Raw genomic sequence first — 26,004 nt, 5'->3', positions numbered from 1 at the left:
GGCGCTGCGCGGCGGCAAAACTAGAACGTGTTGCAGTTTTATCGTACGTCGGACTCCGGCTGCCGGACAAGCTGAGCCTCGAGACCGGAGATCAGCACCTCCATGCCGAAGTCGTAGGCGTACTTACCGCGCAGGTCGGCCATGTACTTGGTGGCGCGCTCGACCGCCTCGGGCAGCGCGACGTCCGACAGCGGCGCGCGATCGCGCGGATTCACCCGGCTGCGGCCGAACAGGTAGGTGTGGATCGTCGCATACGCCGCGAGCACATTGCGATCGGTGAAGCCCGCCTCGAACAGGATCTCCATGATCGCCGCGATCAGGTCGAGTTGTTTGCCGAGCATCTGCTCGATCAGCACATCGCCGAGGCCGGGGTGCTTGCGCAGCTTGTCGTCGATCTGGTCGATCAGATCGCGCAGCCGGCGCTGCCACGGGCCGGATTCCGCTGGTGGCGTGCGTACTCCGGTCAGTGCGGCGGTGGCGACCAGGTCCAGCAGTTCGCGCTTGTCCGCGACGTAGTAGTACGGCGCCATCGGCGAGACACCGAGCTCGCGGGAGAGTCGCCGCATCGACAACTTCTCCACGCCGTCTTCGCGGACCACCCGCAGCGCGGCCTCGACGATCTCGGATTCCGACAGGGTATTGCCGCCTCCGCTCGCCTGCATTCGTCCGACTCCCATGCCACCTCTACCACCGCGGGCGCGTGTCGCCCGTCACGTCCTGTTCAGCTGCTTTCCATCCGAAGTCTAGAGGGCGCGGCTGCCGCGGGTTCGGTGTGCGTGCGACTGGGCGGAACCACGGACCAGCGATATCTGTCCAGATGTAGTCCCGATTGGTAGAACCTGTTCCATTTTGTCAGCGAATGACGTTATCGTGTGATCGCGGCCACCAGTCGGCGGCCGCAGGCACGGATCGCTCGCTCGGAGGTAGAGATGCCGGAATACGGATCCAACGGACACACCGACACCGACCACTCGGGAACGGTCGGCACGGTCGAGGCACACGAGGACGCGGCACCGCTGATCGAGGAGACCCTCATCGAAGAGGTGTCCATCGACGGCATGTGCGGCGTGTACTGACGAAAGCGGTGAAGACCATGCTCGATCTCGATACCCGATGGCAGCTGCATCCGCGGGTGGCCCTGCGGCCGGAACCGTTCGGTGCGCTGCTCTACCACTTCGGCACCCGCAAGCTCTCCTTCCTGAAGAGCCCGCGGATCGTCGAGATCGTGCGGTCGCTGCCGGAGCACGCCTCGGCCCGCACGGCCATGCGAGCGGCGGGCGTCACCGACGCCAATTCCGCGCAATACGTGAAAGCCCTGACCCAGCTGGTCGATTCGGACATGATCGTCGGGGCGCCCGCGGATGCCCCGCAGGCGCCCGCCGCCGTGCGTTCGGCCGCGGCGCCGTCGGCGGCGGGGGTGGTCCCGTCGTCCGACACGGCGGTGCGACTGGTCGATCGGTTCGAAACCGGTCTGGCCGCACCGATTTGCCTCACCTGGGAACTCACCTACGCCTGCAACCTGTCGTGCGTGCACTGCCTGTCCTCGTCCGGCCGCCGCGATCCGCGGGAGCTGAGCACCGAGCAGTGCAAGGCGCTGATCGACGAGTTCGAGCGGATGCAGATCTTCTACGTGAACATCGGCGGCGGCGAACCGACTGTGCGCCCGGACTTCTGGGAGCTGGTCGACTACGCGACCGAACACCACGTCGGAGTGAAGTTCTCCACCAACGGGGTTCGGATCACTCCGGAGGTCGCCACCCGGCTGGCCGCGAGTGACTATGTCGACGTACAGATTTCGCTGGACGGCGCCGATGCCGCGGTGAACGACGCGGTGCGCGGACCCGGCTCCTACGACATGGCCATCCGCGCGCTGGAAAACCTTGCGGCGGCTGGCTTCCGCGACGCGAAGCTGTCTGTCGTGGCGACCAGGCACAATATCGGTCAGCTCGACGAGTTCCGGGCGATCGCCGAAAAGTACGGCGCCACCCTGCGATTGACCCGGCTGCGGCCGTCCGGTCGCGGCGCGGACGTCTGGGACGAGCTGCACCCGACCCAGGAGCAACAGCGAGTGCTCTACGACTGGCTGGTGCGCAACGGCGAGGGCGTGCTCACCGGCGACTCGTTCTTCCACCTGTCCGCGTTCGGCGAGGCGCTGCCCGGTTTGAACATGTGCGGTGCGGGCCGGGTGGTCTGCCTGGTCGATCCGCTCGGCGACGTATACGCCTGCCCGTTCGCCATCCACGACCGGTTCCATGCCGGAAACGTGGTGTCCGACGGTGGTTTTCGCACGGTCTGGCACGAGTCGGCGCTGTTCGCCGAACTCCGCGAGCCGAGCGGCGGCGGCGCGTGCGCGTCGTGCAGTCACTACGACTCGTGCCGCGGCGGCTGCATGGCGGCCAAGTTCTTCACCGGCCTGCCCGCCGACGGGCCGGACCCGGAATGCGTCCAGGGCTACGGCGAGGCCGCGCTGGCCGACACCGCGCGGCTGATCCCGCGCTCGTCGGTCGATCACTCCCGGCGGGTGACACCGCGCGCCGGAGCGCGCAAACCCGCGCCGGTTCCGCTGACCCTGTCCGTGACGCGCCCGAGCGTATTTCCGCCTGAACGTCCGCCGGCGCGGGCCTGTGACGAGAGTCCACTGGCCTGATGCACGGCAGTAGCCAGTCGTATGCTGCCGTCCGCGCGGCGGCGGTCTTCCGGTCACGACCGGCCGATTGCCGCCGCGTTGCCGGATGCTGGAATCGAGTGGAAGTCGGCGCTTCATCGTCCGCCGCAACGACTGTCGCGGGGCTCGGCGTGCCGGATTCGTGCGGAATTCTGTCCTTTAAACCGGACGGATGATGCTTGTGCGCGAATCTCCGCCTAGCATGCCAGGAATGCGCCATGATCGCCTGCCCGACGGATTCGGGGTGCGGATTGATCCACGGGTACGCGCATACTCCGGAGGGCGGGTGCTGATCGGCGGCTCGCCCGCTCGGTTGCTGCGACTTGCCCCGGAGGCCGCCGAGATGATCGGCGACGGGTACCTCGAGGTGACCGGCCCGAAGTCCGCGACCGTTGCCAGACGGCTGCTCGACTCCGGAGTTGCCAACCCGCGTCCCCGGCTGCTCCCGTCCCCCGAGGACGTCACCGTCATTGTGCCGCTGCACAACAACCCCGACGGGCTGGCCAGGTTGCTGGCGGCCCTGCGCGGGCACAACGTCATCGTCGTGGACGACGGCTCGGACCAGCCGGTGCAGATCCCGCGCGACCGGGGCACCCGCTGCCGGGTGACCGTGCTGCGCCACGACGAGAAGCAGGGCCCCGCCGCCGCGCGCAACGCCGGATTGAAGGCCGCGACAACCGACTTCGTCGCGTTCCTCGATTCCGACGTGGTGCCGCGCAGCGGCTGGCTCGAGGTGATGCTCGGACACTTCAGCGACCCGGAGGTGGCGCTGGTCGCCCCCAGGATCGTCGCGCTGGATCCGGAGTCCAATGCCCTCGCCCGCTACGAGCACACCCGCTCCTCGTTGGATCTGGGCCGGCGCGAGGCCGCCGTGCAGTCGCACGGTCTGGTCTCCTATGTGCCGAGCGCCGCGCTGCTGGTGCGCCGCCGCGCGCTGCTGGCGCAGGACGGCTTCGACGAATCCATGTTGGTCGCCGAGGACGTGGATCTGTGCTGGCGGCTCGAGCAGGCCGGCTGGCGGCTGCGCTACGAGCCGGCCGCGCACGTCGCGCACGACCACCGGGTCTCCTTCCGCGCCTGGTTCGGCCGAAAGATGTTCTACGGCACGGGCGCAGCGCCGCTCGGCGAACGCCATCCCGGGATGGTTTCGCCGCTGTCGCTGCCCTCCTGGACGATGCTGGCCGCGTTCCTGTTCGCCACGCTGTCGAAGTGGGGACTGATCGGCGGGGTGATCACCTTGGTCACCGCGCTGGTGCGACTACGCCGGGTCTTCGCCGAGCTGGACAACCCGACGCGGATCGCCGCGATCTACCTGTCCCGCGGTTTCTTCGCCGGGCTGTGGCGGCTGGCCTCGGCGATGTGCAGGCACTACTGGCCGGTGACGCTGGTGGCAATGCTTGCCTCGCGGCGCATTCGGCGCATCGCGATCACCATGGCCGTCGCGGACGGCCTCGCCGACTGGTTCACCCATCGCGATGCCGGTGGCCTCGATCCGGTGCGCTACGTGGCGTACAAGCGGCTCGACGACATTGCCTACGGCACCGGCCTCTGGGTGGGCGCGTTCCGCGCGCGCAGCCCGGAATCGCTGAAACCTACTGCGCCGTCACACTGATCGGCGCGGTCACACTGATCGGACAGGGTTCGGATGACCGACACGCTCATCGTCGGAGGCGGTACCGCGGGCTGCGTGCTCGCGGCCCGGCTGAGTGAGAATCCGGATCACACCGTCCGGCTGCTGGAGGCCGGGCCGATGTGGCGCGCGCAGGCCGGCTTCCCGGCGGAGCTGCTCGACGCCGCCCGACTGCCGGTCGGTGCGGACGCGCCATGGCTGTGGCGCTATCCGGTCACGCTCGCCGACGACGGTGTCCCGGTCACCGCAAACATCGTGCGCGGCAAGGTGATCGGTGGCTCTGGCGCGGTCAACGGCAGCTACTTCGTGCGGGCCACCGCCGCTGACTTCGAGGCGTGGAGCGGCGAGCTCGGGCCGTCGAAGCTGTGGTCGTTCGATTCGGCACTGCTCGCGTACTGCCGTTCGGAGCGCGACCTCGACTTCGGCGATCGCCCGTGGCACGGGCAGTCCGGCCCGATTCCGGTGCGCCGCAGCGCGAATCCCGTCGCGTCGAGTCAGCAGTTCGCGACGGCCTGTGCGGCACTGGGATTTCCGGCGATACCTGATCTGAACGAAGCACGAGGCGCGGTCGACGGCATCGGCGCGGTGCCGTGCAATATCGAGGACGGTCAACGGGTCAGCGCGGCATCCGGATATCTCTTGCCCGCGTTGTCCAGGCCGAACCTCGCCGTTCAAGGCGCAACATCGGTGATACGCATCCGTTTTCGCGGCGTGCACGCTGTCGGTGTCGACTTGGTGCACGAGAATCGGACCGAGACCCTCTGGGCCGATCGCATCGTGCTGAGCGCGGGCGCGATCGAATCCGCCGCGCTGCTCCTGCGTTCCGGCGTCGGCGACGCCGAACACCTTCGGGCCCTGGATATCCCGGTCGTGCAGGATGCTCCGGTCGGCGACTGGTTCACCGACCATCCCGAGATCGGCCTCGAATACCGGCTCGGCACCGACGAACGGGCAACCGTCCCACTGGAATACGTGCTTGAGCTGGACGACATCGAAATCCGGCCGTACACGGTCGCTTTCAGCGCCGGCGTGCATCGCCTCGGCGTCGCCCTGATGCGCCCACAGTCCGCAGGCGTGCTGCGGCTGCGCTCGGCAGACCCCGCATTGCCGCCGGTGATCGAGCATCGGTATCTCGCGGCCGAGCACGATCGGACCAGGCTGCGCGCCGCGGTCGCGACGGCGACGGAGGTGCTGCACCGGATGTCCGCGCAACCGGTCACCGACCCCATGCCGCAGCCGCCGGAAGCCGCCGATGCCTGGCTGCACGCGAATCTGGCTACCTCGCAACATCTGTCCGGAACCTGCCGGATGGGACCCGCCGGCGACGATCGGGCGGTGGTGGACGAGTTGTGCCGAGTGCACGGAGTGACCGGTTTGTCGGTGGTCGATCTCTCCGTCGTCCCGGTGCCGCTGAGCCGCGGCCCGCAGGCGAGCACGGTGATGATCGCGGAAAACGTCGCGGACTACCCCGGGCGGTGATGTGGAAGACGAGTAGGTCACATTTGTAAGGGGTACAAACACGGTGTGACCTGGCGGACAAACCCAGGCATCCGCCCGTGCCGCGATATAACCGCCGGTACAGTTTGGGTCGGAAAGAAAGGCAAATGGTCAGCAACATTGCAGGTGGGCGGCCCCCACAGCACGGCGTCGAGCCCGGCACGCAACTCGGCGCGCTCGAGGCCTATGCCGCGCAGGCCCACGGATACCTTAGCGCGGGTGGCGATCAGCTTACCCAGCTTGCCGGATTGTTGCGCCCTGTCGTGCTCGAATCCTGGCTGCGCAGCGTGCGCGGCGGCGTCGATCCGCTGGATCCGCTGGACGGGCGCGGTCTGCGCGGCGCCGATCTGCAGCGCTACCGCGAGGCGCATCCGATCGCCACGCTGATGCCGCTGATCGACAAACTTCTCGTACAGGACACGGCCAGAACGGGTTTGATCGTCGTGGTCGCCGATCAGTTCGGCCGGGTGCTGTCCGTGCACGGCAATCCGGATCAGGTCGGCGCGGCCGCCGAGATCGGGTTGCGGGCCGGCGACGACCTGAGCGAACGCCGCATCGGCACGAACGCGGTCGGCCTGGTGGTGCGCACCGGCCGGGCCGCCTGGATCCACGGCCCCGAACACTTCCTGCACCGGATGCATCAGATCACCGGAGCCGCTGCGCCGGTGCATGATCCGGACGGCAGGCTGGTCGGCGTGCTGATGATCGCCGGCGGTGTGCGGGTCGCCCAGCCGGAGATTCTCGCCCTGGTCAAGGCCGCCGCGACCGCCGCGGAGATGGATCTGCTGCTGGCCGCGATGCGCTCGACCCGGCACGGCTCCCCGGGTGGCCACGCGCTGGACGCGCCGACGTCGGGTCGACTGGGTCTGGAGGTGCTCGGTCTCGGGCAACCGCAACTGAGTGTCGCGGGCGACCGGGTTCCGTTGTCCCAGCGGCATGCCGAGATCCTGCTGCTGCTCACCGAACACCTGGAGGGCCTCGGCGCCGATCACCTCGCGCTGCTGCTCGACGATACGGATCTGGACAACGGCACCATCCGCGCCGCGGTGTCCCGCTTGCGCAGCGTGGTCGGCCCGACCGTATTCGGTTCGCGCCCATACCGTTTGCGCGTCCATATCGCAACCGATGTGGAGGCGCTGCGGGCCGCGCTCGACTCCGGTGATGTCGATGCGGCATTGCGGCTCTACGCCGGACCGGTGCTCCCGCGCTCGACCGCGCCGGGGATTATCGACATTCGCGACGAACTGCGGGTGCGACTGCGCACCGCGGTCCTGAGTTCCGGAGATTCCGGCGTGCTGCGCCGCTGGACCGCGGGCGCCGAGGGGCGCGACGACGCCGCCGCGTGGGCCGCCTATCGGGCGACAGTCGATCGTGATTCGCCCCTGTATGCGCAGATCGAGGCCAAGATCCGGGTGCTCGATCGGCGGCTCGGCGCCGATGCAACGTGGATGCAACGTTCCGGCTCATAGTCTGCACTTCCGAACGTGTGGTAGCTCACAAACGTGACCTTGATGTGGTCGCGCACACACTTCTGTCTGGTCGCGTCTGCCCTGGTAGCGGTCCTGGACAAGCGACCAGAAGTTTTTAAGGGAAATAGTTCCTTTTTATTAACCGAGCGCCTAGTGTTCGCACTGCACGGATCAGCTTCGTGTGATGTAGCCGACATGGCCGCGACGCCCGCCGAGCGGCAGTGAAGTTGGAGGAACGAGCAAGAGTTGGGCCGGCGGCGGGAAATCTGTCGGATCTCGCGGTGACGCTTCGCGTTACGCGCATTCACTGAATCGCCTGTGGTGGTCGACGCCATGCATTCGGGCTCAGCCCGTTCATGCAATGGCTTATTCGCGCTGCCCAAAAGCATTCGGCCAGCTGTTGTTTCGCAAATCTAGGAGGCTCTGGTGCACGGTACGGAGTTGGGCCGGTTCAGTGTGCGGCCGCCGGCGGCCGCGGTCCCCGCATCGTTTCCGCTCACCCCCGCGCAGCTCGGCGTCTGGTATGCGCAGCTGCTCGATCCGGACGTGCCGATCAATATCGCGCAATACGTCGATGTGCGCGGCGAGCTGGATCCCGCGTTGCTGCAGCAGGTCTCGGCCGAGGCGGGCCGCGAGTACGAATCGGTGCTGGTGCGGCTCGGCGAATCCGACGGCGTGCCCTACCAATGCGTCGACCCGGCGCTGTCCATCGACATTCCGCTGATCGACCTGCGCACCCAGCCCGATCCCGAGGCCGCCGCGCACGAATGGATGCGCACCGACGCGAGCACGCCGGTCGACCTGCTGACCGATCGACTGTTCGCGGGCGCGGTGCTCCGGATCGCCGAGCACAGATACCTCTGGTACCTGCGGGTTCATCACATCGTGCTGGACGGGTACGGCGCCCTGACCAACATGATGCGGATCGCCGAGCTGTATACCGCGCGGCTGCGCGGCGCCGAACCCACGCCGGTGCGGCCGAGCACGCTGGCGGACCTGGTCAGCAGCGAACTCGATTACCGGGACAGCCCCCGCCAGGCGACCGACCGCACGCACTGGGCCGAACGAGTCGCCGGTCTGGACGGCGCGACCAGCCTCGACGGACGCACCGCCACCCGCGCGCCGAGCAACCTGATCGCCGGCCGACCGCTCTCGGCGACTCAGGTGGCGCGACTGAATATGCTTGCCGAAAGCCAGGATTCGACGCCCGCGGTCGTGCTGCTCGCCGCGTTCGCCGGTTACCTCGCCCGGCTGGCCGACCGCGACGAGGCGGTGCTCAGCCTCCCGGTCACCGCGCGCACCACGGCGGCGCTGCGGCGCTCGGCAGGCATGCTGTCGAACATCGTGCCGCTGCGGCTGCCGGTCGGCGCGACCACTTGGGGTGCGCTGCTGCGCGCGACCAGGGTCGAGGTGACCGGCGCGCTGCGCCACCAGCGCTACCGCCACGAAGACATCCGGCGCGACGCCGAGCACGCAGGCGGCTCCGCGCGCCGCGCGCTGTTCGGGCCGCTGGCCAACATCATGCTGTTCCGCAACGACCTGACCCTCGGCGATACGGTCGGCTACTACCACGTGCTCTCGACCGGCTCGGTCGAGGATCTCAGCCTGAACGTCTACTACGGCGAACGCGACGGCGTGCACGTGGATTTCGAGGCGAACCCGAATCTCTACACCGCCGACGACATCGCCAGGCATCACGCCCGCTTCCTCCGCTACCTGGAGCGATTGCTCGTCACCGACGCTGGCACGCCGATGAGCGAGGTGCCGGTCGCGACCGAGCTGGAGCTCGAGGTCAGCACCCGGATCTGGAACGCCACCGCGTTCGACGTGGACGCGGTGCTGTCGGACCGATGCTCGGGCGCCGCGCCCAAGGCCACCCTGGTCGCGATGTTCGAGGCGCAGGCGGCGCGCACCCCGGACGCGGTCGCCGTGCGCTACCCGGGCGCGGCGGATCTGACCTACGCCGAATTGTCCGCGCGCAGTAACCGGCTGGCGCGACACCTGATCGCGCGGGGCGCCGGACCGGAGACCTTGGTCGCGCTGCACATTCGGCGCTCACCCGAACTCGTGGTCGCCATCTACGCGATCCTCGCGGCCGGCGCCGCCTACGTGCCCCTGGACCCGGACCATCCGGCCGAGCGCACCGCGCACATCCTGGACCTCGCGCGCCCGATGTGCGTGCTGATCACCGAGGACGACGTGGTTTCCGCGACACCGGTACTGCGTCTGGGCAGCGTCGAGGCGTCCTGTCCCGCGGGCCGCGTGTGGGATCGCGAGCGAACCGCCGCCCTGCGTTCCGAACACCCCGCGTATGTGATCTTCACCTCGGGCTCGACCGGACGGCCGAAGGGCGTGGCGATCACCCATCAGGCGATCGTGAACCGGCTGGTCTGGATGCAGGCCACCTACCGGCTGAGCACCGAAGATGTTGTGTTGCAGAAGACTCCGGCGACCTTCGACGTCTCGGTCTGGGAGTTCTTCTGGCCGTTGCAGATCGGCGCGACGCTGGTGCTCGCGCACCCCGAGGGGCATCGCGATCCGGCCTACCTGCGCCAGGTGATCGCCGAGTACGGCGTCACCACAGCGCATTTCGTGCCGTCCATGCTCGAGGCGTTCCTGGCGAATTACGACTTCGCCCGCCGGACGACGTTGCGCTCGGTGTTCGCCTCGGGCGAGGCCTTGCCTGCCGCGCTTGCCCAGCGACTGCGGGTGGCGACCGGCGCCCGACTGCACAACCTGTACGGTCCGACCGAGGCCGCGGTCGACGTGACCTTTCACGAAGTGATCGACACCGATACCCTCTCGGTGCCGATCGGCGCGCCGGTATTCAATACCAGGCTCTATGTCCTCGATTCGCGGCTGCGGCCGGTTCCGGTCGGGGCGCCGGGTGAGCTGTATCTGTCGGGGGTACAGCTCGCCCGGGGTTACGTGGCCCAGCCGGGACTGACCGCGGCGCGATTCGTGGCCGATCCGTTCGGCGGGCCGGCGACCGGTAATCGCATGTACCGCACCGGCGATCTGGTCCGCTGGACCACCCGCGGGCAGCTCGAATACCAGGGCCGCACCGACTTCCAGGTGAAGCTGCGCGGGTTGCGCATCGAACTCGGCGAGATCGAGTCCGTGCTCGGCGCGGTCGACTCGGTGGTCCGCGCGGTGGTCGTGGTGCGCGACGACGCGGGGGCCGGCGAGCAGCTCGTCGCCTACGTCGTCGAATCCGAGCCGGGGACCGTGCATTCCGCGCAGCTGCGCGCCGCCGCCGTGCGAGCGCTGCCCGGTTACATGGTGCCCGCGACCTACGTGGTGCTCGACGCGTTGCCGGTCAATGCCTCCGGCAAGCTGGACCGGTCCGCCCTGCCTGCCCCCGTCCGATCCAGTGCGGAGTACCACGCGCCGACCACGCCCACCGAGCAGGCGGTGGCCCGCGTGTTCGGCGAGGTGCTCGGTCGCGAGCGGGTCGGCCGCACCGACGACTTCTTCGCCCTCGGTGGCAACAGCTTGGTGGCGACCCAGGTCGCCGCCCGGCTCGGCACCGACCTCGGCTGCCTGCTCGGAGTTCGCGAGGTATTCACCGCCACAACGGTGTCCGACCTCGCCGAACTGATCGAGCGGGCGGGTGGATCCAGCGGCGCGCCCGTGGTCGCGCAGCTGCGGGCACGGCCACGGCCGCCGCTGGTTCCGCTCTCACCCGCACAGCAGCGGATCTGGTTCCTGAACCGATTCGAGCAAGCGGGCGCGGCCTACAACATGCCGTTCGTGGTCCGGCTGCGCGGCGCGGTCGAGATCGCGGCGCTGCGTCGCGCGCTCGATGATGTCGTCGCCCGGCACGAGGTACTGCGCACGATCTTCCCCGCCCTGCTGCCCGGCGATGCCACCGGCGCGGCGGCACGGCAGGTGGTGTTGTCGGTCGCCGCGGTGAGCGATGCGCCGGAATCGATCGGCGCGGACGAACTCGACGACGAGCTGGCCGCATTCGCGGCGCGCGGGTTCGATGTGGAACGCGAGATCCCGATCCGGGCGCGGGTGTTCGTACTGGACGACGGCAGCTGCGCCTTGGCGCTGGTGCTGCATCACATTGCCGCCGACGGCCTTTCGCTGCGCGTACTGGCGCGCGACGTGATGATCGCCTACGGAGCCCGGCAGGGCGGTGTCGCGCCGGAGTGGACGCCGTTGCCGGTGCAGTACGCGGACTACAGCCGCTGGCAGCGGGAACTGCTCGAATCCTCGATCTACCCCGACCAGTTGGCGTTCTGGACCGAGACGTTGGCCGGCGCGCCCGATCAGCTCGACCTGCCCGCCGACCGGCCGCGGCCCGCGGTGAGTTCCGGGCGCGGCGCGGTGTTCGGCTTCGAGCTGCCCGGCCCGGTGCACGCCGGGATCGCCGACCTCGCACGCGCCCACGGCGTTTCGACGTTCATGGTGCTGCACGCCGCGCTGGCGGCGTTGCTGGCGCGGTTGTCCGGCAGCTCCGACCTCGTGATCGGCACCCCGGTCGCCGGGCGCGGCGACCGGGCGCTGGACGACCTCGTCGGGATGTTCGTCAACACGCTGGTGCTGCGGACCACGATCGACTTCGCCGACCCCGTCTCGACCCTGCTCGCCCGGGTCCGCGAAGCCGATCTCGCGGCCCTCGGACACGCCGAACTCCCGTTCGAGCAGCTAGTCGAGGCCATCAACCCGGCACGCTCGCAAGCACGGCATCCGCTGTTCCAGGTCATGCTCGCCTTCGACAATGCCGAACCAATCGCGTTCGAACTGCCCGACATGTCGGTGCTGACCAGTACCCTGGACACCGGAGTGACCAAGTTCGACCTCCAGTTGACGGTGACCGAGCAAGCCACGGTGACCGGAAGCTCGGAGGTTGCCGCAAGCTCGGCGGTCACGGAAGGCTTCGCCGGTGCCGGACTCAGGGAAGGTTCGGCACCGGCGGGGATCCGGGCGGAATTCGCCTACGCCACGGATCTATTCGACGAATCCACCATCGCCGATTACGCGCGGTGGTTCGTGCGATTTCTGCGGGCGATCATCGACGACACCGATATCGCGGTGGGCGATCTGCCGCTGCTCGATGCCGCGGAGGCACGCCGGGCCATCGAAGGTGGGCGGGACGCTCGGCGGGCAGGTGCGGGCACCTTGCTCGCGGCCTTCGAGGCGCAGGTGCGGCGGACACCGAACGCGATCGCGGTTGTCGAGGGCGATCGTGCGCTGACGTATGCGGAGCTGGCGGCGGACGTCAACCGGCTGGCGCGGGTGTTGATCGAGGCGGGAGTCGGGCCGGAAGCGCTTGTGGTGCTCGGTATGCGCCGGTCTGTCGAGCTGGTGATTGCGGTATACGCGGTGCTGACCGCGGGTGGCGCGTATGTGCCGGTCGATCCGGATCAGCCGAGGGCGCGGATCGAGCACGTTGTCGCTGCGGCCCGTCCGGCCTGCGTTCTGACTCGTTCCGTCGATGGGTGGGCGGGGGAGCGGGACGCCATTGCCGTCGATGTCCTCGACTACTCCGGGTACTCGAATGCGCCGGTGACCGACGCGGATCGGCGAGCGCCGCTGCGCCCGGCCGACACTGCCTATGTCATCTTCACGTCCGGGTCGACTGGGCGGCCGAAAGGTGTGGCGGTTCAGCACTCTTCGGCGGTGAACCAGATCACCTGGATCGCGGGCGAGTACGGCATCGGACCCCGCGACGTCGTGTTGTTCAAGACGCCGGCGACGTTCGACGTGTCGGTGTGGGAGCTGTTCGCTCCGTTGGCCCGGGGTGCTCGGGTGGTGGTCGCGGAGCACGACGGGCACCGGGACAGTGCCTATCTCGCGGATGTCATTGCTGCCCATGGGGTCACGATGACGTCGTTCGTGCCGTCGATGCTGACCGTATTCGCCGACGCCGTCCCGGCCGCCGCCCTCCGCTCGCTGCGCATTGTGTTCGTTGCCGGTGAAGCGATGACTGGTGACGCCGCCGCGACGTTTGCCGCCGTCAGTTGCGCGAAGTTGTACAACCTGTACGGCCCAACGGAATTCACCGTGCATGCCACGCACTCACCCGTCGACACCGCGGTGCGCGGGTCGGTGCCGATCGGCCGCCCGGTGCTCGACAGTCATGTGCTGGTCCTCGACGCTCGGCTGCGTCCGGTGCCGGACAACGTAATCGGTGAGTTGTACCTGTCAGGTGTTCAGGTGGCGCGCGGATATCACGGGCGAGCGGACCTGAGCGCTGAACGGTTCGTGGCGAATCCGTACGGGCCGGCCGGGGTGCGGATGTATCGCACCGGAGACCTCGTTCGGCGGAACCGGACCGGTGCGCTGGAGTATCTGGGGCGCAGTGATTTCCAGGTGAAGCTGCGCGGGCAGCGGATCGAGCTGGGTGAGATCGAGGCCGCGTTGCTGGCGTTGGCTGAGGTGCGCGCGGCGGCGGTGCGGGTATTCGCCCACCCGGCAGGTGAATTGCTCGTTGCGTACGTGGTGACAAGGGTTGATGCGTCGACGCTCGAAGCACGGTTGCGGGCGGTGCTGCCCTCGTACATGGTGCCGACTGCGTATGTATCGCTGGCGGCGATGCCGTTGAGCGCTTCGGGCAAGTTGGATCGTCAGGCGCTGCCGGATCCGGTGATTGCCGCCAAGGAGTTTCGAGCGCCGGTCACGGGTGCCGAGCGGGTTGTCGCCGAGATCTTCGGTCAGGTACTCGGGCTCGATCAGGTGGGGTTGGACGACGACTTCTTCGCGCTCGGCGGCAATTCATTGGTAGCCACCCAGATCGCCGCTCGGATCGCCGCGGAGTTGAATGTCGATGCGCCGGTGCGGATGCTGTTCGAGTATCCGGTCGTCGGGCCGCTGGCCGCACACCTGGCCGCCTCGAGCCCGATGCGGGCCCGGAGTGAGCTGACGGCGGCGGAGCGTCCAGGGCAGGTGCCGTTGTCGTATGCGCAGCAACGGATGTGGTTTCTGCACCAGTTCGACGCGGACTCGGTGGCGAACAATCTGGTGGCTGCGGTTCGACTGCGCGGTGTGCTCGACTGCACGGTATTGACGGCGGCGGTCACCGATGTGTTCGTCAGGCATGAAGCGTTGCGCACCAGTTACCCTGCGGCCGAAGGCATTCCGTGGCAAGAGGTATCGGCGGTCGACGAGGTGTCTATCGTCCTAGAGCCCGAACAGATTGATGCCGCCGAACTCGGCGGGCGGCTCGAGGCCGCCGCGGCGGCACCGTTCCAGGTGGACCGGGAGCCGCCGGTTCGACTGACCTTGCTGCGCACCGGTTCCGACGAGCATGTGCTGATCGTCGCGATGCACCACCTCAGCGCGGACGGTTGGTCCATCGCGGTGTTGACCCGAGATCTCGTGCGGGCCTATGCGGCTCGCCGGATCGGGGTGGCACCGGACTGGTCGCCGCTTCCGGTGCAGTACGCCGACTACACCCTGTGGCAGCGCGAGACCTTGGGATCCGAAGACGATCCGGAGTCCTTGCTGGCCGGGCAGATCCGGTACTGGTCGGACCGGCTCGACGGACTGCCGGACGTGCTGACCCTGCCTGCCGACCGCCCACGTCCGGCGTTCGCCTCGGGTCGCGGTGCCCGCCATGGCTTCACCATCGATGCGGCGACGCATCGGAAACTGCGGGAGGTCGCCGAGGCGGCGAATGCCTCGTTGTTCATGGTGATGCACGCGGCTCTTGCGACGTTGCTGACGAAACTCGCTGGGCAGCAAGATATTGCGATCGGCACTCCGGTTGCCGGACGTGGCGCGCAGGCGTTGGACGACCTGGTCGGCATGTTCGTCAACACGCTCGTACTGCGCGCCCAGGTGCCGCCGGAGCTGCCGTTCACGGCACTGCTCGCCGCCATTCGTGATGACGACCTGGCCGCATTCGCTCATGCCGATGTCCCGTTCGAGCGACTGGTGGAGGTGCTGCGGCCGCAGCGATCCGCGGCGCGGCATCCGCTGTTCCAGGTCATGCTCGACTTCCAGAACACCGCGCAGGAGTCCATCGAGCTGGCCGGTCTCGAAGCATCGCGGATCGAGATCGACACGAATACGGCGAAGTTCGATCTACAGCTGACGTTGACGGAAGCCGGCTCGGACGGTCTCGCCGCGGTGCTCGAATATGCGACGGATCTGTTCGATGCGGCGACGGTCGCGATGATCGCGACTCGCCTGCAACGTGTGCTCGACGCGGTCGTCGCGAACCCGGCGACAGTCGTGGGCGATATCGACCTGGTGACTGCTGACGAGCGGGTATCGCTGAGCACCTGGAATGACACCGCGCACGCGGTGGAGGAGTCGGCGACGTTGGTGTCGATGTTCGAGGCGCAGGTTGTTCGGACGCCTGAGGCGATTGCGGTGACGTTCGAGGGGACGAGTCTGTCCTACGCCGAGTTCTCGGCGAAGGTGAATCGTCTGGCACGTCACCTGGTCTCGCTGGGTGTCGGCCCGGACTCGATGGTCGCGCTGGGTATGCGCCGGTCTATCGATCTGGTGGTCGGTATGTACGCGGTGAGTGTTGCCGGTGGTGCTTACGTGCCGTTGGATCCGGATCATCCGGCTGAGCGCACTCACTATGTCCTCGATACCGCGCGACCAGTCTGCGTGTTGACTACCGCGCGCGATGGCTTCGACACAGGACAGACCGCCGCTTCAGAGATCGATCGCCTCGACCTTGTGAACTATTCGGGTTCGCCGGTCACCGACGCGGATCGCCTTGCGCCGCTGCGCCCATCGAACATCGCCTATGTCATCTTCACGTCGGGTTCGACCGGTCGGCCGAAGGGTGTCGCGGTTGCGCACACCGCGATCGTCAATCGCCTTACCTGGATGCAGGCGGAGTACCGCCTGAACGACACCGACGTGGTGTTGCAGAAGACCCCCGCGACCTTCGACGTGTCGGTGTGGGAGTTCTTCTGGTCCTTACAGATCGGTGCGCGGCTGGTCGTCGCAAGGCCGGACGGGCATCGTGATCCGTCATACCTCGCGGGAGTCATCAGCAGCGAGCGGGTGACGGTCGCGCATTTCGTCCCGTCGATGCTTGCGGTGTTCATCGCAGACACCGCTGTCGCTCAGTGCGATTCGTTGCGCATGGTGTTCGCTTCGGGTGAGTCGTTGCCGCCGAGGCCCGCACATCGGTTGCGGGAATTGACCGGTGCGGCGGTGCACAACCTTTACGGCCCCACCGAAGCCGCGGTCGACGTGACCTTTCACGAGGTCGTCGACCTGGATGCGGACACGGTGCCGATCGGCGCACCGGTGTTCAACACGCAGGTGCACGTACTGGATTCACGCCTGCGCCAGGTGCCGGTGGGTGTAGCGGGTGAGCTGTATCTGTCGGGCACCCAGTTGGCCCGTGGCTACCTCGGACGACCAGACCTCACGAGCGATCGCTTCGTGGCGAACCCTTTCGCCACCGGCGCACGGATGTACCGCACCGGCGACCTCGTCACCTGGACGCCGCATGGGGAACTGGAGTACCTGGGCCGCACCGACTTCCAGGTGAAGCTGCGCGGCCAGCGCATCGAACTCGGCGAGATCGAGAACGCCCTCACCGGGCTGGACGAGATCGCGCAGGCGGTCGTCGTACTGCGGGACGACAATGCGGCGGGCGAACAGCTGGTTGCGTACCTCGTCCCAACCACGAGTGCTGCTATCGATCTCGATGCGGTGAAAGCCGACCTCGCCGGCCGACTACCGGCATACATGGTGCCGACGACCTACGTCGTGCTCGATGAACTCCCGGTCAATGCCTCCGGCAAGCTCGACCGGAAAGCCTTGCCGACACCGGCATTCGACACCGCCGAGTTCCGCGAGCCGGCCACTGCGGTGCAGCAACTCGTCGCGAGCATCTACGCCGATCTGCTCGGTGCCGAGCGCGTCGGCCTGGACGACGACTTCTTCGCCCTCGGCGGCAACTCACTGACCGCCACGCAGGTGGTGGCCCGACTCGGTGCCGCTATGGACGCGGACCTGCCTGTGCGCGCGTTGTTCGATGCGCCGACGGTAGCGGCGCTGGCCGATTACGCCAAAGCCCAACGTGGTTTCGGCGGCCGCGCGGCACTGCAACCGCGACCCCGGCCGGAACGGATCCCTCTCTCACCTGCCCAGCAGCGCATGTGGTTTCTCAACCGGTTCCTGGCAGATGAGCAAGCGGGTCCCGGCGACGCTGTCGACAACATTCCCGTCGCGCTCCGCCTGACCGGTGCCCTCGATATCGCCGCACTGACCGCCGCACTCGGCGATGTAGTGCAGCGGCACGAAACGCTGCGCACCGTCTACCCGGACAGCCCCGACGGCCCCGAGCAAGTGATCGTCCCGGCGGCGCAAGCTGTTCCGGATCTCCATGCCGAGCGGATCGCCGAGGAAGCACTGGCCGATCGGCTCAGCATGCTGGCCGCCGCCACCTTCGATCTGACTCATGAAACCCCCATGCGGGCAGCGTTGTTCGCCATCTCTGCCGATGATCACGTGCTAGCGATAGTGCTGCACCACATTTCCGCGGACGGCTTCTCGCTTGGCCCCTTGTCCGGCGATCTGATGAACGCCTACGCTGCTCGGCGGGAAGGTGTACCCCCGACGTGGGACGCGCTGCCGGTGCAGTACGCCGACTACACGCTGTGGCAGGCGGATTTCGCGCACACGGACCGCCAACTCGACTACTGGCGGCACACCCTCGACGGCCTCCCCGATCAACTCGACCTTCCCGCCGATCGTCCACGATCGACGGTGGCATCGCATCGCGGCGCAATACACCGGCTCCGGATCGACTCCGACTTGCACAGCGAACTAGGCGAATTGGCTCGCAAACGCGAGACCACCCTGTTCAGCACCGTGCACGCCGCGCTTGCCGTGCTACTCGCCCGGCTCTCCGGCAGCACCGACATCGCGATCGGCACCCCGGTGGCCGGTCGCGGCGTGGCCGCCCTGGATCGGCTCGTCGGCATGTTCGTCAACACACTCGTCCTGCGCACCCAGGTCGACTCCAGGACCCGGTTCGAGACCCTGCTGGATACCGTCCGCGATCAGAACATCGATGCGTTGTCGCAGGTAGATGTCCCGTTCGAGCGGCTCGTCGAATTGCTCGCCCCGACCCGTGCGCAGAGTCGCCACCCCCTGTTCCAAGTGGCGCTGACCTTCCAGAACTTCACGCTGCCTCGGCTCGAAATGGCCGGCCTGCGCACACAACCCTGTGAATTCGACGCCGCCGCAGCCAAGTTCGATCTGCAATTCACGGTGGTCGAGGCGATCGATCAGGGTGGCCGGGCAGACGGCATGGACATCGAGATCACCTATGCCACCGATCTTTTCGATCCCGAGACGATCGCTGTGCTCGGCCGCCGTTTTACCCAGGTGCTGGCGGCCATCGCGGCCGACCCGACCGTGGTGCTCGGCGACATCCAGTTACTCAGCGCTGAGGAGCAGCATCGGGCGCTCTATGAATGGGCGAGTACCGGCACGGATGAGGCCGCCGTCGGCACACTCGCGGATCGATTCGCGCAGGTCGCCGCGTTGGATCCGGCGGCGGATGCGGTTCGCGCTGGTGCGCGCACGCTGAGCTATGCCGAACTGGATGAGTGGTCCAATCGCCTGGCTCGTCGGCTGATCGCCGCCGGCGTCGGACCGGAAACACTGGTGGCGGTGGCCTTGCCGCGCTCGGCCGAATTGGTCGTAGCGCTACTCGCGGTGGTCAAGGCGGGCGCTGGATATCTCCCCATCGATCCGAACTATCCCACCGACCGGATCGAGTACATCCTGGACGACGCCCGTCCGATCTGCGCTATCACCAGCACCGCAACGGAATTGGCGCGCGGTTGGTTCGGCGGCCCGGTGATCGACATCGATGCGACGCAATCGGCTGCCGGCAGCTCGCCCATTACCGACGCGGACCGGCGCGCGCCACAGGATCCGGCGCAGATCGCCTACGTCATCTACACCTCCGGATCGACCGGAAAGCCCAAAGGTGTTGTCGTACCGCACCACAACGTTCTGCGTCTGCTCGACAACACTCAGCGGCAGTTCGATTTCGGTCCGTCGGATGTGTGGACGATGTTCCACTCCTACGCCTTCGACTTCTCCGTGTGGGAGCTGTGGGGTGCGCTGCTGCACGGCGGCACCCTCGTCGTGGTCGACTACTACACCTCCCGCTCACCGCAGCAATTCCGCGAACTGCTGATCGCGGAGCGGATCACCGTGCTCAATCAGACGCCGTCGGCGTTCTATCAGTTGATGGCCGCCGACCTCGCCGCGGAGGACACCGCCGAATTCGCGTTGCGGCAGGTGATTTTCGGTGGCGAAGCCTTGGAGCCGCAGCGCCTGACGGGATGGTTCAACCGGCATCCCGAGGGTCCGCGCCTGGTGAACATGTACGGCATCACCGAGACCACGGTGCACGTGTCTTTCCGCCCCATCGATGCGAGCACCGGATCGGCAAGCGTAATCGGCAGTGCGATACCGGGATTGGTGGTACGGGTTCTCGATGACCGGTTGCGTCCGGTCCCGGTCGGCGTACCCGGCGAAATCTACGTCTCCGGTAGGCAGCTCGCGCGCGGCTACCTCGGCCGCCCCGCGCTGACCGCCAGTCGATTCGTCGCCGATCCCTATGCCGAGAACGGCGCACCCGCATACCGATCCGGTGACCTGGCCCGCTGGACCGCTGACGGCGATCTGGAGTACCTCGGTCGCGCCGATCAGCAGGTGAATCTGCGTGGCTTCCGCATCGAACTCGGCGAGATCGAGGCCGCGCTGCTCGACGAGCCGGCGATCCGCGAAGTGGCGGTGGTCGTCCGCGCCGATCTGGTCGACGAGCCACGCATCGTTGCGTATGTGGTTGGCGACGAAGACCTCGATGTCGCGGTACTACGGCAGGCCCTCGGACATCGACTGCCGGAACACATGGTTCCTGCCGCGATCGTCCCGGTCGCCCGAATCCCTTTGACGGTCAACGGGAAGCTCGATCGCGCCGCCTTACCCGCGCCGGTCTTCGAGTCCACCGCCTATCGCCGCCCGGCCACGATGGCCGAGCAGATCGTGGCCGCTGTCTACGCCGAGGTGCTGGGTTCGGGCGCGACGGTGGGCGCGGACGACGACTTCTTCGCCCTCGGCGGCAGCTCGCTGCTGGCGGCCAAGGCGGTCGCCCGCATCGGTGCCGCGCTGGATCGCACGGTCGGCGTGCGCGCCTTGTTCGAAGCGCCACGGGTCGCCGATCTCGCCGCCCTCGTGAGCGCGGCCACGGCCGGCAATGACCGGCCCGCACTGGTGGCCGGTGCTCGCCCGGAGGGGATCCCGCTGTCGCCGGCCCAGCAGCGAATGTGGTTCCTGAACCGATTCGACCGAAACTCCGTCGCCTACAACATCCCCCTGGCCCTTCGCCTGTCCGGGCAACTGGATGTCGCGGCGTTGCAGGCGGCCGTCGGTGACGTGATCGGCAGACACGAATCGCTGCGTACTCGCTATCCAGAGCGCGAAGGTGTGCCGGTGCAGCTGATTCTGCCTGCTGACCAGGAAGTTCCGTCTCTGTGGCCGGTCGATGTGACCGAACCCGGTCTGCCACAACGTATCCGCGCGCTGGCCGACACCGCCTTCGATGTCACCGCCGAAGTGCCGGTACGTATGCGCCTGTTCCGCATCAGCGATGACGGAGCGTCCCGAGCTGAATTCGTCCTGGTCGCAGTCCTGCACCACATCGCCGCGGACGGTTCATCGGTGGTGCCGTTCGTGCGCGATCTGCTGGTCGCGTACACCGCACGGTTGGCTGGGCGCGCGCCCAGCTGGCCGCCGATCGCCGTGCAGTACGCGGACTACGCGCTGTGGCAGCGAGCGCTGCTCGGTGTCGAGAATGATGGCGAATCGATTGGCGCACAACAGCTCCGGTTCTGGTCGGAGACGCTGACCGGGCTGCCCGACCAGCTGACCCTGCCGACCGACCATCCGCGCCCCGCACGCCAGAGCCTGCGCGGCAAGAAGCTCCGGTGCGCGGTCGACGCGCAGCTGCACACGGATCTCGTCGCACTAGGCCGGAAGCACGGCGCGACGCTGTTCATGGTGGTGCACGCGGCGTTCGCGGCCCTGCTCGCGCGGTTGTCCGGCACCGGGGATATCGCCGTCGGCACGCCGATCGCGGGACGCGGCGTCGCCGAACTCGACGACGTCATCGGAATGTTCGTCAACACCTTGGTATTGCGCGCCCGCATCGAGGGCAACGAGCCGTTCGACGCCCTGCTGCGGCGCGTGCGGGCGGTGGATGTCGCGGCGTTCTCGCACGCGGACGTGCCGTTCGAGCGACTGGTCGAGGTACTCAATCCGACCCGGTCGACGGCGCGGCATCCGCTGTTCCAGGTCGGCTATTCGTTCCAGAATCACGAACGGGGCACCTTCGAGCTTCCTGGCCTCGAGGTGCAGGAGATCGAATTCGACAGCGAGGTCGCCCAATTCGACCTCCATCTGTTCGCCGTCGATCACTACGGTCCGGACGGAACGCCCGAGGGTGTCGATCTGACCCTGGGTTACGCGACGGACTTGTTCGAGCCTGCGACCGCCGAACGGATCGGCGCTCAACTGCTCCGCCTGCTCGAATCCGTAGTGGCCCAACCCGAAGTCGTCGTCGGTGACATCGATGTGCTCGGTGCCGAACGGAATCGGGTCCTGCGCCAGTGGAACGACACCGCGTATCCGGTCGAGTCGGTGACGCTGGCGGACCTGATCGATGCGCAGGCCACGCGGACACCGCAGGCAGTGGCGTTGATCGACGCGGCATCCGGACAGGAACTCACGTACGCGGATTTCGACGCGCGAGTGAATCGTTTGGCGCGCAGGTTGATCGCGAGCGGCGTCGGTCCCGAGACGACGACGGTGCTCGCAATGCGACGTTCGATCGACCTGGTAGTCGCCATGTATGCCGTGATTCGCGCCGGCGGCGCCTACGTTCCGATCGACCCCGACCACCCCGCGGATCGCATTGTCTACAGCGTAGATACGGCGGCTCCGGTGGTGATCCTGACCACCGCGCGCGACGGCCTGCCGATCGAAACATCGGTTCCCACCATGGAAGTCGACCGCGTAGACCTCACCGGTATGGCGGCGACCGCAATCGACGACGCGGCCCGCATTCGTCCGCTGCGCCCCGAACACCCGGCCTACGTGATCTTCACCTCGGGCTCGACCGGGCAGCCGAAAGGCGTGGCCATCCCGCACGCGGCGATCGTGAACCAACTCGCCTGGCTGAGCGCCGATTTCGGACTGGGTCCGGCTGATCGTGTCCTGCTGAAGACCCCGGCCACCTTCGACCTGTCGGTCTGGGAGTTCTGGTCACCGCTGGTGACCGGCGGCCGCCTGGTCATCACCGAGCCTGGCACAGAGCGAGATCCGGATCGGCTCCACGATCTCATCGAGCGTCATGGCGTCACGATTCTTCATGCGGTGCCCTCGTTGATCGGCATGCTCCTTTCGGCCGCACCCACGTTGCCCGCATCCCTGCGTCAGGTGCTCGCCATCGGCGAGGCGTTGCCGCCGGCGACCGCGATCGAATTCCGGCGCCGCACAGCGGCTCAGCTGTTCAATCTCTACGGTCCCACCGAGGCTGCGGTGTCGATCACGGCCTACGCGGTGGATACCGACCCGGCGCACACGGTGCCGATCGGTTCGCCTGCCTGGAACAGCCGGGTCTACGTGCTCGACGCACGACTGCGGCCGGTCCCGGTGGGCGTTCCGGGTGAGTTGTATTTGGCGGGCGCTCAATTGGCTCGTGGTTACCAGAGCCGACCTGGGCTGACCGCGGACCGGTTCGTGGCCGACCCGTATGCCGGCGGCCGGATGTACCGGACCGGCGACCTCGTGCGGTGGCGTTCCGACGGGACCCTCGAATACCTGGAGCGTGCGGACTTCCAGGTGCAGATCGGTGGCTTCCGGATCGAACTCGGTGAGGTCGAGACCGCGCTGCGGCGACAGCCTGGCGTACGGGCCGCCGTCGCGGTGGCTCGGGAAGACGAACGAGCCGGCGCGCGCCTGATCGCGTATGTGGCTGTACCGGGGCAGGATTCACGGTATCGAGCTGATCTGCCCGGCGCGCTGCGGGAGGCGCTCGCGCGTGAGCTGCCGACCTACATGGTTCCCGCCGCGGTCGTCGTGCTGGAAGCGTTGCCGCTCAACGCGAATGGCAAGGTCGACCGAGCCCGGCTGCCGGAGCCGGTGTTCGCGGTGGCAGCCTTCCGTGCTCCGGCTACCGAGCTGGAGAAGGTCGTCGCGGCCACCTTCGGCGACGTGATCGGCACCGACACCGCAGGACTCGACGACCACTTCTTCGCCATGGGCGGCAACTCGCTGATGGCCACTCGCCTGGCCGCCAGACTGAGCGCCGCTCTGAGCGTTCATGTGCCGGTGTCCGCGGTATTCGAGGAACCGACGGTCGGTGGGCTCGCCGAGTACCTCATGACTCTCGATGACAGTGCTGCGCGACCCGCACTGGTGCGACGTACCGGCTCAGGACCGGCGGCGTTGTCGCCGGCGCAGCAACGGATGTGGGTGGTCAACCGGTTGGCACCGGATTCCGCGGCCTACAACATCCCGACGGCACTGCGCCTCACGGGTGAACTGAACCTGGCCGCATTGAGATCGGCAATCGACGACATCCTCGACAGGCACGATGCCCTGCGAACCAGGTATCCGGACTCGGCCGACGGACCCGTCCAGGAGGTGCTGTCGGTCACCGAACTGCGCTTCGACCTCACCCCGATAGCGGTGTCGCAGCCGGACATCCAGGGACGCATCGCCGGATTCGTCGCTATCGCTTTCGATATCACGACGGCACCACCAGTTCGTGTGGCACTCTTCGCGGTAGCCGCCGATGAGTACGTGCTCGTCGTCGTGCTGCACCACATCAGCGCCGACGGATACTCCGTGGCACCGATGACTCGGGACCTGATGCGCGCCTACGTCGCCCGAGCATCCGGTCGAACCCCCGACTGGGCTCCGCTGGACATCCAGTACGCGGACTACAGCAGCTGGCAGCACGAACTTCTCGGCTCCGAACACGTTCCGAACAGCCTCGCCGCGCGCCAACTCACTTACTGGAAGCGCGAATTGGCCGGCGCACCCGAACTACTCGCGTTGCCCACCGACCGACCTCGGCCCGCCCGTCGCGACATGCATGGCGCAACCATCGAATTCGACATCGATGCCGAACTCACCGCCCGGCTGGACGAACTCGCGCGTGACCACGACACAACGCTGTTCACCACGCTCCATGCCGCATTCGCGGTACTGCTCGCCAAGCTCGCCGGAACCACCGACATCACCATCGGCGCTCCCGTTGCCGGACGCGGTGCCCGCGAACTGGACGACTTGATCGGGATGTTCGTCAACACCGTGGTGCTGCGCACGGAAGTAGACCCGCGCGCGAGCTTCCGCGACCTGCTGCGCCAAGCGCGCGAGCGGGATCTAGCGGCCTTGTCCCACGCGGACGTCCCGTTCGAGCAGGTGGTCGAGGCGATCGGTCGCCCGCGGTCCAGCGCCTACCCACCGCTGTTCCAGGTGCTGTTCACCTTCCAGAACCTGCCGGTCGGCACCGTCGCGCTACCGGGCCTGGAGGTCGAGGCCCTCGATCTCGGCCTGGACGAGGCGAAGTTCGACCTTCAGCTCACCGCCGTCGAGCTGTTCGACACCAATGGGGCTCGAGCGGGCCTGAGTATGCGGTTCGGCTACGCGACAGACTTTTTCGAGGCCGCGACCGTCCGCTCGTTCGCGGCCCGGCTGATCCAGGTGCTGACCGCAGTCGTCACCGATCCAGCGATCGCGATCCGCTCGATCGATATCCGCTCCGCGGCGGAACGACAACCTCAGCCCGCCCCGGCAGATCTGCCCGCGCTCATCTCGGCCGCCGCCCGCGTCGCCCCGGACATCATCGCCTTCACCCACGGCGATCGGGCGATCTCCTATCGCGAACTCGACGCGAAACTGACGAGCGTCGCGAAGGCGATGGGTGCCGCCGCGAAACCCGAAGCCCTGATCAACATTTCACTCGCCGGGCTGGCACCCGGCATCCTCACCGCCCTCGGTGGCGGCGGTCTCGCGGCGTTGCTGCGGACCCTGCTGGCCGAGGTGCGTGCGGTGCTCGCCGACTCGGCGTCGGTAGTCGATTCGGAAGGAAACAGCTGATGTCCCACCCAGATTCGGTTACACCCGACGGACTCGGCACCAGATCGGCGCTCGGCGGCCGAACCGCGCTGCGCCGTGCGTACGGAGTCGACGACCTGCCCGTGTTGATCGAGACCGTGGCCGGGCTGGAGCCGGACCGAGTCGCGTTGCGCCACGCCGAAGTGGCCGTCACCTACGAGGTGCTCGCCAACGAATTGGCGCTCCTGGCCGATGCTATGGGCGACGGCCTGGGCCCGGAGGCGTTGGTGCCGGTGGTGGTGTCGAGTCAGCTTCCCGCGCTGCTGGAATCGGCCGACGGGGCGCTGGGCACCGTGCTGACGGAGCTGCTGGACGACGCGCTGAGCGCGGCCAAAAGCGTGCTGTCCGTCGACTTACCGCCGGTCGAAACGCTGGTCAGCGAATTCGAGCGGCAGGTGCGCAGCACTCCGGACGCGGTGGCGCTCGAATACGCCGGCAATACCCTCACCTACGCCGAGTTCGACGGCAGGGTGAACGCGCTTGCCCATCAGCTGATCTCGCAAGGCGTCGGCCCGGAATCACTGGTGGGACTGGCTGTTCGCCGCTCGTTCGACCTGCTGATCGGCATGTACGCGATCTTGAAAGCCGGGGGCGCCTATGTACCC

The 26,004-nt window shown here is 67.6% G+C and carries 7 protein-coding genes and 2 pseudogenes (1 of these 9 only partly in view); 8 read left to right on the top strand and 1 reads right to left on the bottom strand.

Annotation, left to right across the window (positions count from 1 at the left end; all coding sequences use genetic code 11):
• Positions 1-38: 38 nt before the first annotated feature.
• Complete coding sequence (mftR2, locus tag AB0M22_RS10130) at positions 39-662, bottom strand: mycofactocin system transcriptional regulator MftR2 (protein WP_150399698.1); 624 nt, start codon at positions 660-662, stop codon at positions 39-41.
• Positions 663-1,010: 348 nt separating this feature from the next.
• Between mftR2 and mftA the strand changes: the two are divergent.
• The 8 genes and pseudogenes from mftA to AB0M22_RS10090 form a co-directional block, all read left to right on the top strand.
• Positions 1,011-1,076, top strand: a pseudogene (mftA, locus tag AB0M22_RS10125) (mycofactocin precursor MftA); the annotation flags it as partial.
• A gap of 17 nt (positions 1,077-1,093) precedes the next feature.
• A pseudogene (gene mftB, locus AB0M22_RS10120) lies at positions 1,094-1,336 on the top strand (mycofactocin biosynthesis chaperone MftB); the annotation flags it as partial.
• 3 nt (positions 1,337-1,339) lie between these two features.
• Positions 1,340-2,647: a mycofactocin radical SAM maturase gene (gene mftC / locus AB0M22_RS10115; protein WP_364724062.1), complete on the top strand. Its 1,308-nt coding sequence runs from the start codon at positions 1,340-1,342 to the stop codon at positions 2,645-2,647.
• Positions 2,648-2,876: 229 nt separating this feature from the next.
• Positions 2,877-4,277: a mycofactocin biosynthesis glycosyltransferase MftF gene (gene mftF / locus AB0M22_RS10110; RefSeq protein ID WP_364723268.1), complete on the top strand. Its 1,401-nt coding sequence runs from the start codon at positions 2,877-2,879 to the stop codon at positions 4,275-4,277.
• Between the two features lie 33 nt (positions 4,278-4,310).
• The gene (gene mftG / locus AB0M22_RS10105; RefSeq protein ID WP_364723265.1) at positions 4,311-5,774 is read left to right on the top strand and encodes a mycofactocin system GMC family oxidoreductase MftG; all 1,464 of its coding nucleotides are present in this window, start codon (positions 4,311-4,313) and stop codon (positions 5,772-5,774) included.
• 125 nt (positions 5,775-5,899) lie between these two features.
• Complete coding sequence (locus AB0M22_RS10100) at positions 5,900-7,261, top strand: GAF domain-containing protein (protein ID WP_364723263.1); 1,362 nt, start codon at positions 5,900-5,902, stop codon at positions 7,259-7,261.
• A gap of 426 nt (positions 7,262-7,687) precedes the next feature.
• The gene (locus AB0M22_RS10095) at positions 7,688-25,381 is read left to right on the top strand and encodes a non-ribosomal peptide synthase/polyketide synthase (RefSeq protein WP_364723259.1); all 17,694 of its coding nucleotides are present in this window, start codon (positions 7,688-7,690) and stop codon (positions 25,379-25,381) included.
• Positions 25,381-26,004, top strand: partial view of a non-ribosomal peptide synthase/polyketide synthase gene (locus AB0M22_RS10090; protein WP_364723256.1) — the start only. 24,633 nt of this gene lie beyond the right edge of the window; only the first 624 of its 25,257 coding nucleotides appear in the window; its start codon is at positions 25,381-25,383; the stop codon falls past the right edge of the window. The genes AB0M22_RS10095 and AB0M22_RS10090 overlap by 1 nt, the downstream gene beginning before the upstream one ends.

Source organism: Nocardia sp. NPDC051756, from assembly GCF_040681495.1.
Lineage (GTDB): Bacteria > Actinomycetota > Actinomycetes > Mycobacteriales > Mycobacteriaceae > Nocardia.
Note: the sequence above shows the minus strand (reverse complement) of the source record. Positions and strands in the feature narration are given on the sequence as shown.